Annotated in this window: 12 protein-coding genes and 2 tRNA genes; 6 read left to right on the top strand and 8 right to left on the bottom strand. The window is 44.6% G+C overall.

Features of this window, described 5'->3' with window-relative positions; genetic code table 11:
* Positions 1 to 366 precede the first annotated feature (366 nt).
* The 4 genes from pykF to EKN56_RS08235 all read right to left on the bottom strand — a co-directional run bounded on the left by pykF (position 367) and on the right by EKN56_RS08235 (position 3,840).
* The gene (gene pykF / locus EKN56_RS08250) at positions 367 to 1,779 is read right to left on the bottom strand and encodes a pyruvate kinase PykF (RefSeq protein ID WP_130591335.1); all 1,413 of its coding nucleotides are present in this window, start codon (positions 1,777 to 1,779) and stop codon (positions 367 to 369) included.
* Between the two features lie 333 nt (positions 1,780 to 2,112).
* Positions 2,113 to 2,189 (bottom strand) — tRNA-Val (locus tag EKN56_RS08245).
* A 33-nt stretch (positions 2,190 to 2,222) separates the two neighbouring features.
* Positions 2,223 to 2,299 (bottom strand) — tRNA-Val (locus tag EKN56_RS08240).
* 167 nt (positions 2,300 to 2,466) lie between these two features.
* Positions 2,467 to 3,840: an MATE family efflux transporter gene (locus EKN56_RS08235; RefSeq protein ID WP_130591334.1), complete on the bottom strand. Its 1,374-nt coding sequence runs from the start codon at positions 3,838 to 3,840 to the stop codon at positions 2,467 to 2,469.
* 257 nt (positions 3,841 to 4,097) lie between these two features.
* Between EKN56_RS08235 and EKN56_RS08230 the strand changes: the two genes are divergently transcribed.
* A complete protein-coding gene (locus EKN56_RS08230) occupies positions 4,098 to 4,706 on the top strand; it encodes a riboflavin synthase subunit alpha (RefSeq protein WP_130591333.1) in 609 nt (202 codons plus the stop codon).
* A gap of 65 nt (positions 4,707 to 4,771) precedes the next feature.
* Here the strand turns inward: EKN56_RS08230 and aegA are convergent, their stop codons facing one another.
* Both aegA and EKN56_RS08220 read right to left on the bottom strand, forming a co-directional pair.
* The gene (gene aegA, locus EKN56_RS08225; RefSeq protein WP_130591332.1) at positions 4,772 to 6,775 is read right to left on the bottom strand and encodes a formate-dependent uric acid utilization protein AegA; all 2,004 of its coding nucleotides are present in this window, start codon (positions 6,773 to 6,775) and stop codon (positions 4,772 to 4,774) included.
* A 313-nt stretch (positions 6,776 to 7,088) separates the two neighbouring features.
* The gene (locus EKN56_RS08220) at positions 7,089 to 8,630 is read right to left on the bottom strand and encodes a YdgA family protein (protein ID WP_130591331.1); all 1,542 of its coding nucleotides are present in this window, start codon (positions 8,628 to 8,630) and stop codon (positions 7,089 to 7,091) included.
* A 263-nt stretch (positions 8,631 to 8,893) separates the two neighbouring features.
* On the opposite strand from EKN56_RS08220, the gene fumC reads away from it, so the two are divergent.
* From fumC to EKN56_RS08200, 4 genes are all read left to right on the top strand, one after another.
* Complete coding sequence (gene fumC / locus EKN56_RS08215; protein ID WP_130591330.1) at positions 8,894 to 10,291, top strand: class II fumarate hydratase; 1,398 nt, start codon at positions 8,894 to 8,896, stop codon at positions 10,289 to 10,291.
* Positions 10,292 to 10,642: 351 nt separating this feature from the next.
* On the top strand, positions 10,643 to 11,779 hold the full coding sequence (locus EKN56_RS08210) for a sugar diacid recognition domain-containing protein (RefSeq protein ID WP_130591329.1): 1,137 nt from the start codon (positions 10,643 to 10,645) through the stop codon (positions 11,777 to 11,779).
* A gap of 122 nt (positions 11,780 to 11,901) precedes the next feature.
* Positions 11,902 to 13,167, top strand: a complete 1,266-nt coding sequence (locus EKN56_RS08205; protein WP_130591328.1) for a GntP family permease — start codon at positions 11,902 to 11,904, stop codon at positions 13,165 to 13,167.
* Positions 13,168 to 13,174: 7 nt separating this feature from the next.
* On the top strand, positions 13,175 to 14,323 hold the full coding sequence (locus tag EKN56_RS08200; RefSeq protein ID WP_130591327.1) for a glycerate kinase: 1,149 nt from the start codon (positions 13,175 to 13,177) through the stop codon (positions 14,321 to 14,323).
* Between the two features lie 54 nt (positions 14,324 to 14,377).
* Here EKN56_RS08200 and EKN56_RS21470 read toward each other — a convergent pair whose 3' ends face one another.
* Complete coding sequence (locus EKN56_RS21470; RefSeq protein ID WP_130593643.1) at positions 14,378 to 14,494, bottom strand: DUF2770 family protein; 117 nt, start codon at positions 14,492 to 14,494, stop codon at positions 14,378 to 14,380.
* Positions 14,495 to 14,525: 31 nt separating this feature from the next.
* Positions 14,526 to 15,746, bottom strand: coding sequence for an MFS transporter (locus EKN56_RS08190; protein ID WP_130593642.1), 1,221 nt, complete (start codon positions 15,744 to 15,746; stop codon positions 14,526 to 14,528).
* Positions 15,747 to 16,192: 446 nt separating this feature from the next.
* Between EKN56_RS08190 and mlc the strand changes: the two genes are divergently transcribed.
* Positions 16,193 to 17,410 (top strand): sugar metabolism global transcriptional regulator Mlc, encoded by a 1,218-nt coding sequence (mlc, locus tag EKN56_RS08185; protein WP_130591326.1) that lies wholly within the window; start codon positions 16,193 to 16,195, stop codon positions 17,408 to 17,410.
* Positions 17,411 to 17,477 lie beyond the last annotated feature (67 nt).

Genomic DNA, 17,477 nt, shown 5'->3' with positions numbered 1-17,477 from the left:
ACACCCTCAATTTGAGTTAACTTTTTGCATGTAGCCCGATAAGTATTACACAAACTTTTTCGGAATGAGAATAATTTTTTAACTTCTCGCAAACTATTTTGCTTGTTTGGTTAAAGAATAGTCAAAACAAATTTTTATTTGCGAAAAAAAGGATTTTACGCTACTAAAAAAAGTGAACGTGTGGTGATAAAAAATTTATCTAAAGATAAGTGGGTGAAATAAGCCTGTGTTTTTATACACCATTATCTATTTTGAGATAAAAAATATAGCACAATTAGTCAATAATTCTGACAGCAGATTTATCCTTAAAACAGACGAAAAAAAACGCCACCTGAATCAGATGGCGTTTTAATGTTACAAGAGTTGTTAAAGAATATGTACGGAAGCAGTATTTGTAGTGCCGCTGGCAACCAGTGCACCAGATACCATCACGATAACATCATTCTTTTGTGCCAGACCGCTGGTTAACGCCATTTCTTTACCAATACGGTAGAAATCATCGGTAGAGGCGATTTCTTTAACCACTTGAGCCGTTACGCCTTTGGTCAGAACTAACTGACGAGCGGTGGTTTCATTGGTGGTTAGCGCCAGAATTGGAGCAGTAGGGAAGTATTTACGGATAGCTTTAGCGGATTTACCACCCTGGGTAGCAACAACAATCAGTACTGCATCCAACTTCTCTGAAGTTTCTACTGCACCACGACATACGGCTTCGGTAATGCGTAATTTACCGGAAGAGGTCAGTTTGTCTACGCGACATGGCATTACACGATCGGTACGTTCGCAGATGGTAGCCATGATAGTCACGGATTCCAGTGGGTATTTACCTTTAGCACTCTCGCCTGACAGCATAACCGCATCAGTACCGTCCAGGATGGCGTTAGCAACGTCACCGGCTTCGGCACGGGTAGGGCGAGGGTTTTTGATCATTGAGTCCAGCATTTGAGTTGCGGTGATAACCACTTTACGAGCTTGGTTACACTTCTCGATCATCATTTTCTGAGCAAAGATAACTTCTTCAACCGGGATTTCAACGCCAAGGTCACCACGAGCGACCATGATACCGTCTGATGCTTCGAGAATTTCATCGAAGTTATTCAGGCCTTCCTGGTTTTCAATTTTGGAAATGATTTGAATGTGTTCACCGCCGTGTGCTTTTAAATGCTCACGGATGTCCAGTACGTCTGAACGTTTACGGATAAAAGAAGCAGCAACGAAATCAACATTTTGCTCACAACCAAAGACCAGATCTTTTTTGTCTTTTTCTGACAGAGCAGGCAGTTGAATGGATACGTTTGGCAGGTTGATACCTTTGTTTTCACCCAGGTCGCCACTGTTCAGCACTTTACACACAACTTCTTTGGCGCGGACTTCGATAACTTCCATACCAATCAAACCATCGTCAACCAGAACGGTATTACCCACTTTCAGGTCTTCTGCAAAACCGGTATAAGTCACAGCAACACGCTCGTTGTTACCAACAACGCTTTGGTCAGTGGTAAAGGTGAAGGTTTGACCAGCAACCAGAGGGGCATCATTACCACCTTCCAGTTTCATAGTACGGATTTCCGGACCTTTAGTATCCAGCAGAATAGCTGCTTTTTGACCTGTTCTGGCCAATACAGCACGCAGGTTAGAAATACGTTGTCCGTGCTCATTATAATCACCATGAGAAAAGTTCAAACGCATTACATTCATACCTGCATTTAGCAGCTTACCCAAAACTTCTTCTGATTCAGTTTTTGGACCGATGGTACATACAATTTTAGTCTTTTTCATGATGATAATTTTTACCGATATTTTTGTGTGAAAAGAAAACGAGAGCCAGACATTAAGGCTTCAGAAAAGAGTACACGCACAATCAGGTTACTTTCAGTATTGCGAAACATAGCCAATATCGCCAGTCTGTGGATAGAAATCATCCCTTATACCGAAGAAACTGCGGTTTGCTCATCTGCTGAAACCTTTCAACTCACTATTTTGCCTATTATAAAGGGGAAATGCACCAGAAGAAAATGGATAAATGTCGAAATAATAATGTAATAAGCAGCTAAATTTAGTGAGAACGTACAAAAAGGCCGGAAACAGGGGGATGAGAGGGAGATAAAAAAATGGTGCGCCCTAGTGAACTCGAATCACCGACCTCCACCATGTCAAGGTGGCGCTCTAACCAACTGAGCTAAGGGCGCTTTGGAATTCCAGACATCAAAATAAGAGATATCTGGTGCGTCCGAGTGGACTCGAACCACCGACCCCCACCATGTCAAGGTGGTGCTCTAACCAACTGAGCTACGGACGCATATTGTGTATCATTAATGCATGATCCATTAACGATGCGCACGAATATTAACGATGAAGTGCCTCAGAGGCAAGGAGAAAAAGTGATTTTCTTCTGCCAACATCGCTAACTGGTGACTTACTGTTCAGGCAGCCTCTTTTTTATCCAACAGGCTGCCTGAGAAGTGATTAACGCTGAGCTTTGGTCAGAATTAATTCCATGGGTTGTTTTTGTAACCAACGCATACGTAACATCATCAATACCGCGGAAGCACTTAAACCGACAATAAAACCAACCCAGAAACCGGCAGGCCCCATAGCCGGAACTAATAAATCAGTCAGCCCCAGACAGTAGCCAACCGGAAGTCCAATGATCCAATAGGCGGTAAAGGTAATATAGAAGATGGAACGAGTATCTTTATAGCCACGTAGAATACCGCTACCAATCACCTGTATGGAGTCAGAACACTGATATACAGCCGCTAATAACATCAAATGCGTCGCCATCATCACGACCGCGGGAGTATCGTTATACAGCAAGGCTATTTGATGACGGAAAACGACGGTAAACAGGGCGGTGATAGAGGCCAGACTCAACCCCATTACCAATCCGGTATAAGAAGCCACTCTGGCCTCATCAACTTTTTTCTGCCCCAGTTTAAAGCCAACCCGAATAGAGGTGGCTACACCCAACGCCAGCGGAATAACAAAAACCAGACTACTAAAGTTAAGTGCTATTTGGTGTCCGGCGACAGAAACAACACCCAATGGTGAAACCAGTAATGCCACCACGGCAAACAGAGTCACCTCAAAGAATAACGCCAGTGCTACCGGCAAACCGAGGTTGAACAAACGTTTGAGGGTCGGCATATAGGGTTTTTCAAAAGTACTGTATTGAACAATATCTTTTTGGGAGCGGGCAGAACGCACGTATAGCTTGAGACCAATAAACATTACCCAATATACCGATGCGGTAGCAATACCACAGCCCACGCCACCCATAGCGTGAAAACCTAACTTGCCGTGGATCATCACATAATTGACGGGAATATTGACTAATAAACCAATAAATCCAATTACCATGCTGGGTTTGGTTTTTGATAATCCATCGCACTGACTGCGATAAACCTGAAACAGCAAATAACCGGGAGCTCCCCACATAATGGCGCGCAGGTAGCGAATAGTGATATCCGCCAGCTTCTCATCGATATTTTGCATATGCTCGATAATGTAGTGACTGTTATACAGCAGCACGATAAGAAACAGTGAGATAAACAGCGCCATCCAAACCGATTGTGTTACCTGGTGGGCAATCTCTTTTCTGCGCCCGGCACCGTTTAATTGTGCCACTACCGGCGTCAGCGCCATTAACAACCCTTGTCCAAATAAAATGGCGGGTAACCAGATGGAAGTACCAACAGCGACTGCGGCCATATCGGTTGCACTAACGTCTCCGGCCATGATGGTATCAACCACACCCATAGCGGTTTGAGAGAATTGGGCTGCAATAACTGGAATAGCTAAAACCAGCAGATTACGCGCTTCACGGATATACTTCTGCACGTACTTACCTTTAATTTATTGAGATTAAAACAAAAAGTGTCACCGGGAGTATAAATACTGCCGTGATAACCGAAATGTGAGGGGCACGATTCTACCTGTTAAACGTCAGTAAGCAAATGAAACACACATGATTAAAATTCAGAAACAAAAATAAATCCGGAAACTGGATTTGGTTTTTATATCAATTTGCGTCAAACTTCCGCTTAGTTGATTTTGTACATGACTAAATGTCACTACTGATTATTGAGGCCGATTGAATGTTTACCGGAATTGTCCAGGGTACTGCTCCTGTTGTTGAAATCGAAGAAAAAGCTAATTTCCGCGTCCATAAAATGAAGTTTCCTGCCGAGCTGTTGCCTGGCCTGGAGACGGGAGCGTCCGTTTCACATAATGGCTGTTGTTTAACGGTAACGGAAGTGAATGGCGATATCGTCAGTTTTGACTTAATGAAAGAGACGTTACGAATAACCAATCTGGGGGCGCTCTCTGTCGGTTCGAATGTCAACCTGGAACGGGCGGCTAAGTTCGGTGATGAAATCGGTGGGCACTTGATGTCTGGTCATGTGATGTGTCAGGCAGAGATCATGAAAATTCTGATTTCAGAGAATAATCGTCAAATCTGGTTCAAAATGCCGGAAGACCTAATGAAGTATGTATTGAATAAAGGATTCATTGGAATTGATGGCATCAGCCTGACTATTGGTGAAGTGGTGAAGAGTCGCTTCTGTGTGTATCTGATACCGGAAACGCTGGAGCGTACCACCTTGGGTAAGAAACGTTTAGGTGACACAGTCAATATTGAGATTGACCCACAAACTCAGGCGGTTGTTGATACCGTTGAACGGGTTCTGGCCAGTAAAAATTAACCACGCATTGGTGGACGGAAGGACAGACAATCCCCGCCTTTATAGCGGGGATTGTTATTTATGGATCAGGATGCTTTATTCAATCGCTGTTCAGGCTGGTCACCTTCAGTTAAGAAGCTAACAATACTTTTTGCTGCTTTTCGTCCATCAGCAATGGCGGTTACCACTAAATCAGCCCCTCTGACGACATCACCACCGGCAAACACTTTCGGGTTGCTGGTTTGGCAGGCAAAGTGATTTAAATGTGGTGCCACAATAACACCATAGCTATCGAGTTCTACTCCCATTTCAGCCAGCCATGGCATAGCGTGAGGGCGGAAGCCAAAGGCTTTGATCACCGCATCAGCCGGTTGTATAAACTCAGAACCCTGAATCACCTTCGGACGGCGGCGACCTTCGGCATCCGGTTCGCCCATTTCTGTTCTGACCAGTTTTACACCGCTCACGTGACCATCTTCATCCAGTTCAAGTGATACTGGCTGTACGTTGAACATAAACTCGACGCCTTCTTCCCGGGCATTTTTCACTTCTTTCTTGGAACCTGGCATATTGGCTTCATCACGACGATAAGCACAGGTCACTTCCGTCGCGCCCTGACGAATCGAGGTACGCAAGCAGTCCATTGCGGTATCACCACCACCCAGCACCACAACACGCTTTCCGGACAGATTGATATAAGGTTCTTCTTTTAGCTCTGGCAGGTGCATCACTTTTTTGGTGTTGGCAATCAGGAACGGCAGGGCATCATAAACCCCAGGCGCATCTTCATTGTCTAATCCTGCACGCATGGATTGATAAGTACCCACGCCAACAAACACCGCATCATAGTCATTAAGCAGAGAATCAAAGGCGACATCTTTACCAATTTCGGTATTTAAATGGAACTCAATGCCCATACCGGTAAAGATTTCACGACGATGAACCATTACATCTTTATCCAGCTTAAATGAGGGGATACCAAAGGTCAGCATACCGCCAATTTCCGGATGACGATCGAATACCACAGCATCAACACCATTGCGCGCCAGAATGTCAGCACAAGCCAGACCCGCAGGACCAGCACCAACGATAGCGACTCTCTTACCTAATGGTTTCACCTGAGACAGATCAGGTTTCCAGCCCATCTCAAAGGCGGTATCCGTAATATAACGTTCAATATTGCCTACGGTGACACCACCTAAACTATGCAGAGTACAGCTGCCTTCGCACAGGCGATCTTGTGGACAAACGCGACCGCAAATTTCCGGTAAGCTACTGGTTTGATGTGAAAGCTCCGCGGCTTCAATGATACGACCTTGCTTTGCCAGAGAGATCCAGTGAGGTATACGGTTATGTAGTGGACAGGTCCACTCACAAAAAGCGTGATCGCCACAGGTAATACAGCGATCGCCCTGATTTTCAACCTGCTCAGGGGTGAAGCGTTTGTAGATCTCAACAAACTCGGTTTTTCGCAATGGCAAATCGACTTTAATGGCATCACCACGCGGGATAATAACTTTTCCAGCCAGTTTATTTACCGTGTCATTCTCCACCGGTTGAACACTTCGCGTTGCGCCCATCGGATCTTCACGCAGCGCTGCATGTCGGAGCTTTTGCTGTTGTTGTTCAAGTAAGTATTCCTGGCTGAATACCTTTAATGCTTTAGTCGGGCAATTGGCGACACAAGCAGGACTTTCTGCATCATCGGCACACAGATCACACTTATGGGCAGTAATACGGTTTGGGCCGCCATCAGCGAAGGTTACACTCTCTTCAACCATACCAATTGCACCAAACGGGCAAGCTAAAACGCAGGTTTTGCAGCCAATGCATTTTGCTTTATCCAATTGAATACAGTTATCGCCATGGGTGAGAGCCGCACTCGGACAAACCTGAACGCAGGGGGCATCTTCACAGTGTCGACAGGTGACAGCGGTTTTAATGCTGGCGGTTTTGATAACGTTAATGCGAGGGAAATAAAGCTCAGGAACCTCAGGGTGTTTGCCCTGATTATGAGTCATGACACAGGCAACTTCACAGACACGACATCCGATACAGGCTTTTGCATCGGCTATGACAAAGCGGTTCATAAATACTTCCTGTAAAGATCCGATTCAATCGGATTGCTTATAATTAGCTATATAGGGATTACCATCACTTTTATTATGGTTATGGTGTTTATCACAGGAAAGCAGGGTTAACAATAGTGAAAGTGTCGAAGAAAGTTTGTGAAATACTGGCTGAAGGTAAATGAAACTGAAATGGAATTTCATTTAATTTTTTGATTGTGAAAAGGTATTTTTACTAAAGCTGATTAAATGTTCATTTGCTGATACGTTTCCGCTAGAAACAAATTATTTCAAGCGGAAACGTTTATTTATTACCGTTCGATTATTATATGAACTATTCCATGCCAGGCATCATGAATAAATTGATGAACTGTTCTGCCGGCATTTTTTGTCCATTCAGATCAATCACACCATCAGCATAGTTAAAGCTGCTGGTAATGGTGTTGTCATCCACTTTGCTGATCATCTTTTGCGCTAATCCAAGGCTGACCATCTGCTGAACAGATTCTGTTGCCTGAGCCTGTGCTTCTTCCGCTGTCATACCATCAGATATTTCATGACTGATTTTGACTTGCTCATTCAGCATAGGGATAGAGAGTTTACTGTTGCTACTGAATGACTTAATTGAGCTTATCAGCAACTGAGACATATCTTCCATTGCCATATTTTGCGGATCGGGCTTCATCATGGTCAGAGACATATTAACCTGACTTTCCCCTTTATCATTTTTCCAGACAAAAGGCGCGATGCTGATTACCGGATTAGCATCCAGAAAAGCCATCAGGTTATTCATCATCATATTACCAGCCTGTTCGGCTGACTCTTCAGCAGGGATACCAAGGAACAGATAGGTCAGCTGGTTGGAGTTTTGATTCAGGTATTGCAGTGCTTTACCATCAAACTGATCCAGTTTGAGTTTCAGGCTACCAGAGCCAATGTTTTTACCTTCAATGCTCATTTGGCCAATGGTGGTATCAACGACCTGGTTAATAAATTTATCCGTTTCCTGCGCATTGCTGGAAATTAAAAGATTATCGATAACCAGCTTTGGCTGCTGTTTAACGGTATAGGTAACATTTTTCAGTTCAATATCACTGACACCTACGCCAAGATCGAACTTACTGATTTTGCCGTTGCTCTTAATTGTCAGACCACTCATAACCAGCTGATCCGCGTCGGTCTCTGCAATGGTGAATTTGCCAACGCTGGCAGTTGCCTGATATTCCTGAGCTTTATTTTGAGTAACATCAATCTTGGCCGCATCATATGACACGATACGACCTTCGTCGTTTAGTTCAAATGGTGAACTGGTCAGGGTAACGGCTTCTTCGCCGTTCAGTACTTTTGCGACACCATCAACGACTAATCCGCTAAATTTAAATGCGTTAGCATCTTTTCCTGTTAACGGTTCTAACACCAACTTCAGGTCAGAGCTGCCACTATAGGAGGTTAAAATATCAACGGTGAGAGGGGACTTGCCACCCGCCATGTCAAATAGCTCATTCAATGAGTCTTGTTTAACCAGTTCGGTTTTTAAATAAGCCAGTTTAGGAATCAGGCTGAATTTTGCCAGTGGAAAAGGACCGTGGCTGACTTCCTGATGGATAGTTACGCTATCTTTCTGTGGGCCTTGTTCACTGGTTTGATCTACCATTTCAAACTGATAATTAATAGTGGAAGAAAAAATACCACGTTGATAATCAGCGACAGAAAGCTTTGCCTGATATTCAGGCGCATTTTTATCAATGTAGGTCTGGGCATCAACAATGGATTTATTGACCTGATCCTGGATCATTTTCCCGGTATACCATGCACCACCAACCCAGGCGCCGCCCAGTACGACTAATACACCAACTGCAACTATCGATTTTTTCATCGTTCGTTCATCCTGTTCCTTTGTCGTTAACGACTTACAATATCAGTGCGTAACTATACATATGACTAACTAAAATAGGTGTTGATTGTCCGCTGAAAGATGGTTGATAAGCAACAATAGTTAAACAGATTTTACATATACTTTAATAATATTAATGATTCTCATCTCCATTAAACCGTGAGATGTCACATATTCATTGATGACATTATGCGATGATTGTTACTGTTTATTAACATCTTTATGACCAGAATCAGGAGAAACTCATGGTTGCAATGCGTACAGAAAAAGATTCAATGGGCCCGATTGAAGTCCCTGAAAACAGCCTGTGGGGCGCACAAACTCAGCGTTCACTGGAGCATTTCCGTATTTCTCAGGAGAAAATGCCCAAGGCGTTAATTCATGCTTTAGCCCAGGTGAAGCGCGCGGCCGCTACGGTGAATATGCAATTAGGGCTACTGGATGAGAAAAAGGGCCAGGCCATTATCAGTGCTGCCGATGAAGTGCTGGCTGATAAACATAGCAATGAGTTTCCTCTTTCTATCTGGCAAACCGGTTCCGGTACGCAAACCAATATGAACATTAACGAAGTCCTTGCCAATCGCGCCAGTGAAATATTAGGTGGCAAGCGGGGCAACGATCGTTTAGTTCATCCTAATGATGATGTGAATAAGAGCCAGAGCTCTAATGATGTATTTCCTACCGGTATGCACGTTGCGGCCGTGATTGCGGTGCGTAACCATTTATTACCAGAACTGAAAGCGTTACATAAAGTGTTGGCCGATAAATCTGACGCATTTCATGATATTGTCAAAATCGGCCGGACTCATTTGCAGGATGCCACGCCGTTAACGCTGGGGCAGGAAATTTCAGGTTGGGCAGCCATGCTGTCATATAACATCAAGCATATTGAGAACTCGGTACCCTATCTCAGCGAACTGGCTTTAGGCGGAACGGCTGTGGGTACCGGGCTGAATACCCATCCGGAATATGCCGTGCGGGTGGCAAAAGAGCTGGCTTCGCTAACCGGACAACCATTTGTGACTTCACCAAATAAATTTGAAGCACTGGCAACCTGTGATGCTTTAGTTCATTCCCATGGTGCATTAAAAGGGCTGGCGGCATCGCTTATGAAAATTGCGAATGATGTACGCTGGCTGGCTTCTGGCCCTCGTTGTGGTATTGGTGAAATCGCTATTCCGGAAAATGAACCGGGTAGTTCGATTATGCCGGGCAAAGTTAACCCAACCCAGTGTGAAGCGCTTACCATGCTGTGTGCTCAGGTGATGGGCAATGATGTAGCGATTAATATTGGTGGGGCATCCGGTAATTTTGAGCTAAACGTTTATCGTCCAATGATTATTGATAACTTCCTGCAGTCGGTTCGACTGCTGGCCGATGGCATGAACAGTTTCAATAAGCATTGTGCGATTGGTATTGAACCAAACAGAAAGCGAATCTCCCAATTGCTGAATGAATCGCTGATGCTGGTAACGGCGCTTAATACTCATATTGGTTATGACAAAGCCGCTGAAATTGCGAAAAAGGCCCATAAAGAAGATCTCACCTTGAAAGCATCTGCGCTGAAGTTAGGTTATCTGACAGAAGCACAGTTTGATGAGTGGGTTAAACCAGAAGATATGGTTGGTAGCATGAAGAAATAGTTTGACGCATTGATTTTTCAAGCGTGATTTTAAAATCCGTAATCATACTCAAGTGATTACGGATTTTTTAAGTTTTTACGCCCGAGAATAATTAGTTAAACCGTGAGCCACATCCCCCAGAACCTACCTCAAAAATAAAATGATACTTTTTCAATCAACAACAAAGGATTAGCAATCAATTGTTGATTTTATAATCATTATTTTTGTTCAAATGCACAATATATGAAGCTATTTTAAGGCTATTTTTGTTTTTTAAACCAAGACATTAATACAGGTATTCGCTAATAACAGGGATATCCCCGTCAGTGACATAACGGTTTGTTTTACCAGAATTAGTTCTGAGAGACTTAAATGCACATTATTCGATCTAATTACCTCAAAGATTCTACCGCGCGTCAGATTGTTCAACGCACGATGAGTATTATTCACTACTCCGTTAACGTTATGGATGAACATGGGGTAATCATTGCATCCGGAGAGCCAGCCAGAATTCATCAACGCCATGAAGGTGCCATACTGGCTCTGACAGAAAACCGCATTGTAGAAATTGATAATGCCACTGCCGGTCAATTGAAAGGGGTTAAGCCCGGCATTAATTTGCCCATCAGTTTTCAGGATCAATTGATTGGTGTACTGGGGATATCCGGAGAACCTTCCGAAGTCAGAGCCTATGCAGAACTGGTCAAAATGGCGGCTGAGTTAATTATTGAACAGATGGCATTGCTGGAACAAAAACAGTGGGATAAACGCTATCGGGAAGAGTTAGTTAATCAACTGATATTACAGGATGTCTACTCATCATCATTAAATTCTATGGTTTCTTATCTTGGGGTCAATTTATTACAGCCCAGGGTGGTGCTGATTGTTGAGTTACATCAGCCAGACAGCGAAATTTTGCGTAACCTGATTGATTTTTTTGAATACAGCGCGCGTGACCATTTGGTCACCTTTACCGACTTTAATGAGTTAGTGGTGTTAAAACCCGTCAATCTTAAACAGGGAGAGTGGGACCCTCAGCAAGAGCTGGCCGAGTTGCAACGCTTCAGAGGACAGATTGAATCTGCGGGGTTCTTTCGAATGACTGTGGGAGGCTATTTCGCCGGGGAAGGTGGGATCAGACGTTCTTATCAAACCGCTAAGGCGACACAGGCCATGGCCAGACGATTGAAGCTTAAAAACAAGTATGTGTTCTATTCAGATCATGCGTTACCGGCTCTGTTGGGTGGCTTAGCGGATAGCTGGCAGGCACAAGAACTGTCAAGAGTATGGCTAAAGCTCGTTGCTCAGGATAACAAAGGCATTTTACAAACTACGCTGAAACAGTATTTCGAACAGAATTGTGATCCTTCTCAAACCGCAGCAAGCCTGTACATTCATATCAATACATTGCGGTATCGGTTACAGAGAATTGAAGAGATAACCTCATTAAAGATCAACGATATGCAACAAGCCGCCTGGCTTTATATTGGCATGAAATTACAAAGCTAGTTTGTATATTTCTACAACTTCTTTAATCAAATCATCCAGCTATTTAGCTGGATGTCTCAAGATTAAATTCGGTTTCACAGACAGTATCTATTATCCCAGTACCTTACTTATGGAGAATAATAATGACAACCGTCTCTGCAATAGGGGCGATAGCGGCTTTAGTGGTTGCCATCGTTCTGATATTAAGAAAAGTTTCACCGGCTTACGGCATGATGATTGGTGCGCTGGTTGGTGGTTTAATCGGCGGCGCGGATTTGGTTCAAACGGTCACGTTAATGGTGACCGGAGCACAAGGCATTACTAACGCAGTATTACGTATTCTGGCTGCCGGCATACTGGCTGGCGTATTAATTGAATCAGGGGCGGCAAATACCATTGCAGAAACAGTCGTGCGTAAAGTTGGGGAGACCCGGGCGCTGCTGGCGTTAGCTATTGCCACCATGTTATTAACCGCAGTAGGTGTATTTATTGATGTCGCGGTGATTACCGTTGCACCGATTGCACTCTCTATTGCTCAACGGGCAGACCTGTCCAAAATGGCTATTTTGCTGGCCATGATTGGTGGTGGTAAAGCGGGTAATGTCATGTCACCCAATCCCAACTCGATTGCCGCTGCCGATGCGTTTAACGTACCACTAACCTCCGTCATGATGGCGGGCATTGTGCCGGGAATTTTCGGGCTTATTGTGGCTTACTTTTTAGCTAAACGATTAGTTAATAAGGGCAGTAAAGTTGAGCCCCATGAAGTGATCTCTCACCAGTCCGGTGCTCAACCTGGTTTTCTGGCAGCCATCAGCGCACCCGTTGTTGCTATTGCCTTGTTATCTCTACGTCCTATTGCGGGTATTTCTGTTGATCCACTGATTGCATTGCCGGTTGGTGGTTTGGTTGGTGCCTTAATGATGGGACGCATCAAACAAAGTAATGATTTTATGATAGCCGGTTTAAATCGGATGGCTCCCGTTGCCATTATGTTATTAGGAACGGGTACGCTGGCTGGCATCATTGGAAATTCAGGCTTAAAAGATGTGCTAATTGATGGGCTTACCGCTTCTGGTTTGCCTCCTTATCTGTTAGCTCCAATCTCTGGTGCCATCATGTCAATGGCAACCGCCTCAACCACTGCCGGTACCGCTGTGGCTTCTGGCGTATTTAGCCATACTTTACTGGAACTGGGCGTTAGCGCATTGGCCGGTGCCGCCATGATTCATGCCGGCGCGACCGTACTCGATCATTTACCTCACGGCAGTTTTTTCCATGCCACTGGCGGTAGTGTGAATATGCAAATCAGAGAGCGCCTTAAGTTATTGCCTTATGAAACAGTAATTGGTTTAACCATTGCCATTGTTTCTACCTTGATGTTTGGTGTGTTTGGACTGGCAGGATAGACCTGATATGAAAATTGTAATTGCACCCGACTCATTTAAAGAAAGTCTTTCTGCTATGCAGGTTGCTACCGCCATTCAGCAGGGGTTCCTCGAAATTTACCCTGATGCAGAATATATTAAAGTTCCTATGGCCGATGGTGGTGAAGGTACCGTTATTTCTATGGTTGAAGCAACGGGCGGACAATACCTTAAAAAAACGGTCACCGGACCATTAGGTCAACCGGTTGACGGCTACTGGGGATTGATGGGGGATGGTAAAACCGCGGTCATCGAAATGGCGGCAGCATCCGGACTTCATTATGTTCCACCTGAGTTACGTAATCCGTTACTGACTACCAGTCAGGGTACTGGAGAGTTAGTTCTGGCAGCACTGGAGCTTGGGGTTAAGCATATCATTCTGGGAATTGGCGGCAGCGCGACCAACGATGGTGGTGCGGGTATGATGCAGGCCCTTGGCGTATTGTTTAAAGATGCGCAGGGTAACTCACTGCCCGTTGGCGGCGGAGCCCTCAGCAATTTAACTGACATTGATGTAAGCGGATTAGATCCTCGTTTAGCTAATGTTTCGATTATTGTAGCCTGCGATGTGAATAATCCACTGTGCGGGCCATCTGGCGCATCGGCAATATTTGGCCCACAAAAAGGCGCTACGCCAGAAATGGTTAAAACCCTTGATGCGGCACTGTTTTCTTATGGTTCACTGATTGAAAAAGTAACAGGCAATCCGGTATTGAATGCCGCGGGAGCCGGTGCCGCAGGTGGAATGGGGGCTGCATTACTGGGATTATTAAATGCAGAACTCAAGCCGGGAATAGATATCGTTATAACGGCATTAAATCTGGACAATCTGGTAGAAAATGCCGATCTGGTCATTACCGGTGAAGGTCGCATTGATAGTCAGAGCATTCATGGTAAAACGCCAATTGGCGTGGCCCGTTCCGCTAAACGTTTTAATAAACCGGTAATTGCACTGGCAGGAGGGTTAACTGCCGATCATCAGGTTGTACACGATCATGGTCTGGATGCCGTCTTCTCAGTACTTACTCGAGTTGGTTCGTTACCTGAAGCTTTGCTGGAAGCAGAAGATAACCTGAGAGTTACCGCAAGGAACGTTGCCAGTATCTGGAAAATGGCTCAAATATCCCCAAAAAATTAACCGTGATATGCGTAATAAAGGAGCCTGTTGGCTCCTTTATTTTAATAAAATCAATTACTCATAAAACCAGACGTAATAAATATCCAGCAACAGAACAATGATCCAAATAACAATATAAATCATCATATGTTCCCGAATATTATTCATTATTGTGTCAATAATGCGCGACATCAGATCTTTCTTTTCTTTCACCTTAACCTCTTTAACGGCTTTTCGGCTTTGCTGATGCTTCCGGCAAACGAGCAAGATAACGCCCAATAAACAGGGCACAAAGTAACATTCCGGCGAGAAATATAACTAATCCAGTCCAGCCATAGTTATGCCAGAAAAATCCACCTAAGGTTCCGGCGATGCTGGAACCGACATAATAGAAAAACAGATACAGCGCTGATGCCTGACCTTTAGCTCGTTTAGCCCGATGTCCAATCCAACTGCTGGCGATGGAGTGCGCGGCAAAAAAACCGGGCGTAAAGATCAACATACCAATAAAGATAAGCCAGATTGATGAAAACAGGCTAATGCATAGCCCTAATAACATCAGTGCGACAGAACAAATAAATACCGGGCCACGACCATATTTCACGCTTAGTGAACCCGCTTTAGGTGAGCTAAGGGTACCCGTCAGGTAAACCAGAGACAACAAACCAATAAATGCCTGGCTAATATAGTAAGGTGGCTCCATCAGGCGATAGCCGATGTAGTTAAATAGCGTAACAAAGGATCCCATTAATAAGAAGCCTTCGGCAAATAGCAATGGCAGGCCTCGATCGTGCCAGTGCAGGCGAAAGTTTATTAATAAGGTCCGGGGGCGCAGAGAAGAAGCACGAAAATGACCTGATGGGGGCAAGATGCGCCAAAAAACAATCGCGGCAATTAGGGCAATACAGCCTATACTTCCCAGAGTAATGCGCCATGAGAACAGATCGGTCATCACGCCACTGATAAGCCGTCCGCTCATACCCCCAATGGAGTTACCACTGATATATAAACCCATGGCGAAGGCGACAAATATTGGGTCAATTTCTTCGCTTAGATAGGTCATCGCAACGGCTGCCACACCGCTTAGCGCCAGACCGACCAGCGCCCGCATGATCAAAATGCCGTGCCAACTGGTAGTTAATGAGCTGGCAATGGTTAATGTAGCGGCTAACATTAATGCAACAACCATCACCGGCTTACGGCCCACCGCATCAGAAATAGGGCCGGTAAACAGTAAACCTACCGCTAACATAGCTGTTGAGACAGACAGCGACAGACTGCTGCTGGCCGGTGAAATACCAAAATCTTGCGAAAGAATAGGCAAGATAGGTTGAACACAATAAAGCAGGGCAAAGGTAGCCAAACCAGCGGAAAACATGGCTGCTGTTACCTTCATAAAATCAGTGGTTCCCCTGACGATAAAAGGAGAACGGGAACGTGACATTTTTGCTTTAGTGACGGGGCTGGAAACCGGCAAGGTGTTCAAGTCAGGTTCGGGGGCTGCCTCATCGGCAGACGTTTCTGCCAGATTTGTCGGTTCGGGCTTATGCTGTGCCACGATAATTCCTCAGCCATAACTGGCAATAATCAGGAAATTAGAACTATACATTGGTGACAAATATTGTCAGGTAAACGATAATCGAAATCCATCCAGGATATTAGCCGGAAAATGCCAATTTTATTGCTATCATCATCGCAGGTTGAATAAATAAGAACCAGTCAGTAACGAACAATGACTTAAATGATAGAAATAAAAACGGATCCTGTTAATCTGCCTGACGTCGTCGGTTAAATCGTATTGATTTAATTATATATTGCAAAACATATAAATGCCGATAACAGGGTAATATATTCCAAAAGATTTAATCAGCTGTATTCAGAGGCAACAACGTGAATAGAGAAGGGCAACCGGGCCATATTGACCACATCAAGCAGACCAACACTGGCGCGGTATACCGACTTATTGACCAGTATGGTCCGGTATCACGTATTGATTTGTCTAAACTCTCTCATCTGGCGCCAGCCAGTATCACAAAAATCGTTCGTGAACTGTATGATGCTCATTTGGTTAAAGAGACTGAATTCAGTGAAGCGGGAAGCCGGGGGCGTCCTGCGGTGGGTGTCGAACTGGATACACAGGCATGGCACTATTTAAGCGGTCGCGTTCATTATGGTTATCTGACGCTGGCCTTAAGAGATTTAAGCAATCAGCTGATTATTGAAGAACAGATTGATTTTCCCATCGATAAAACCAATTCCTGGCTGGAACGTTTTATTTACCAAATAGAATCCTTTTTTACCCGCCATCAGAAACTGCTGGAGCGTCTGACTGCTATTGCCATCACTATGCCGGGCATCATTGATGCTACCGCAGGTGTGGTACACAAAATGCCATTCTACGATGAAGAGAATGTCCCTTTAGGACCCATGCTGAGTAAAAGAACCGGCTTACCGGTGTATGTTCAGCAGGATGTCTCAGCCTGGGCTATCAGTGAAGCGCTGTATGGTGCGGCCTTTGGCTGTCAGAATGTCATTCAAATCGTTATTGATGATGTGGTGGGGGCTTCGGTTATTACCGATGGACGAATTCTTCATGCAGACTCCAGTCGCCGAATTGAGATAGGGCATACTCAGGTTGATCCTAAGGGAAAAGCTTGTTATTGCGGCAATCATGGCTGTCTGGAAACGATAGCCAGTATGAGCAATATACTGGAAAGAACAAGGCAGTTGCTGCCTTCTAACCCTGAATCCATGCTTCATTTCTCGCCGATCACCATCGAGAATTTGTGTGATGCTGCCAATAAGGGCGATAAGCTAGCCAGAGAGATCATCTGCTATGTTGGGGAAAGTATCGGACATATCGCTGCGGTGATGGTTAACATTTTCAATCCGGAAAAGATTATCATTGGTTCACCGTTAAATGCCTCTTCCGGCACGCTCTATCCGGCTATTGAGCAGTGCATTCATCAACAATCCTTACCCCAATACCGCGCAGATATACGCATTGCGCCAACTCACTTTGTGAACGTAGGAACCATGCCAGGCGCGGCTCTGGTGAAGATGGCCCTATACAATGGCTCTCTGCTAGTTAAGCTTCTTCAGGGATAATCTACTTAAAATACCTCAACTTCCGCTATTTACCTCTAAATAAGTATAACGCTTTGTTTTCTAAAAA

The organism is Limnobaculum zhutongyuii, assembly GCF_004295645.1.
Lineage (GTDB): Bacteria > Pseudomonadota > Gammaproteobacteria > Enterobacterales > Enterobacteriaceae > Limnobaculum > Limnobaculum zhutongyuii.
This window is presented reverse-complemented; position numbering and strand designations above follow the sequence as displayed.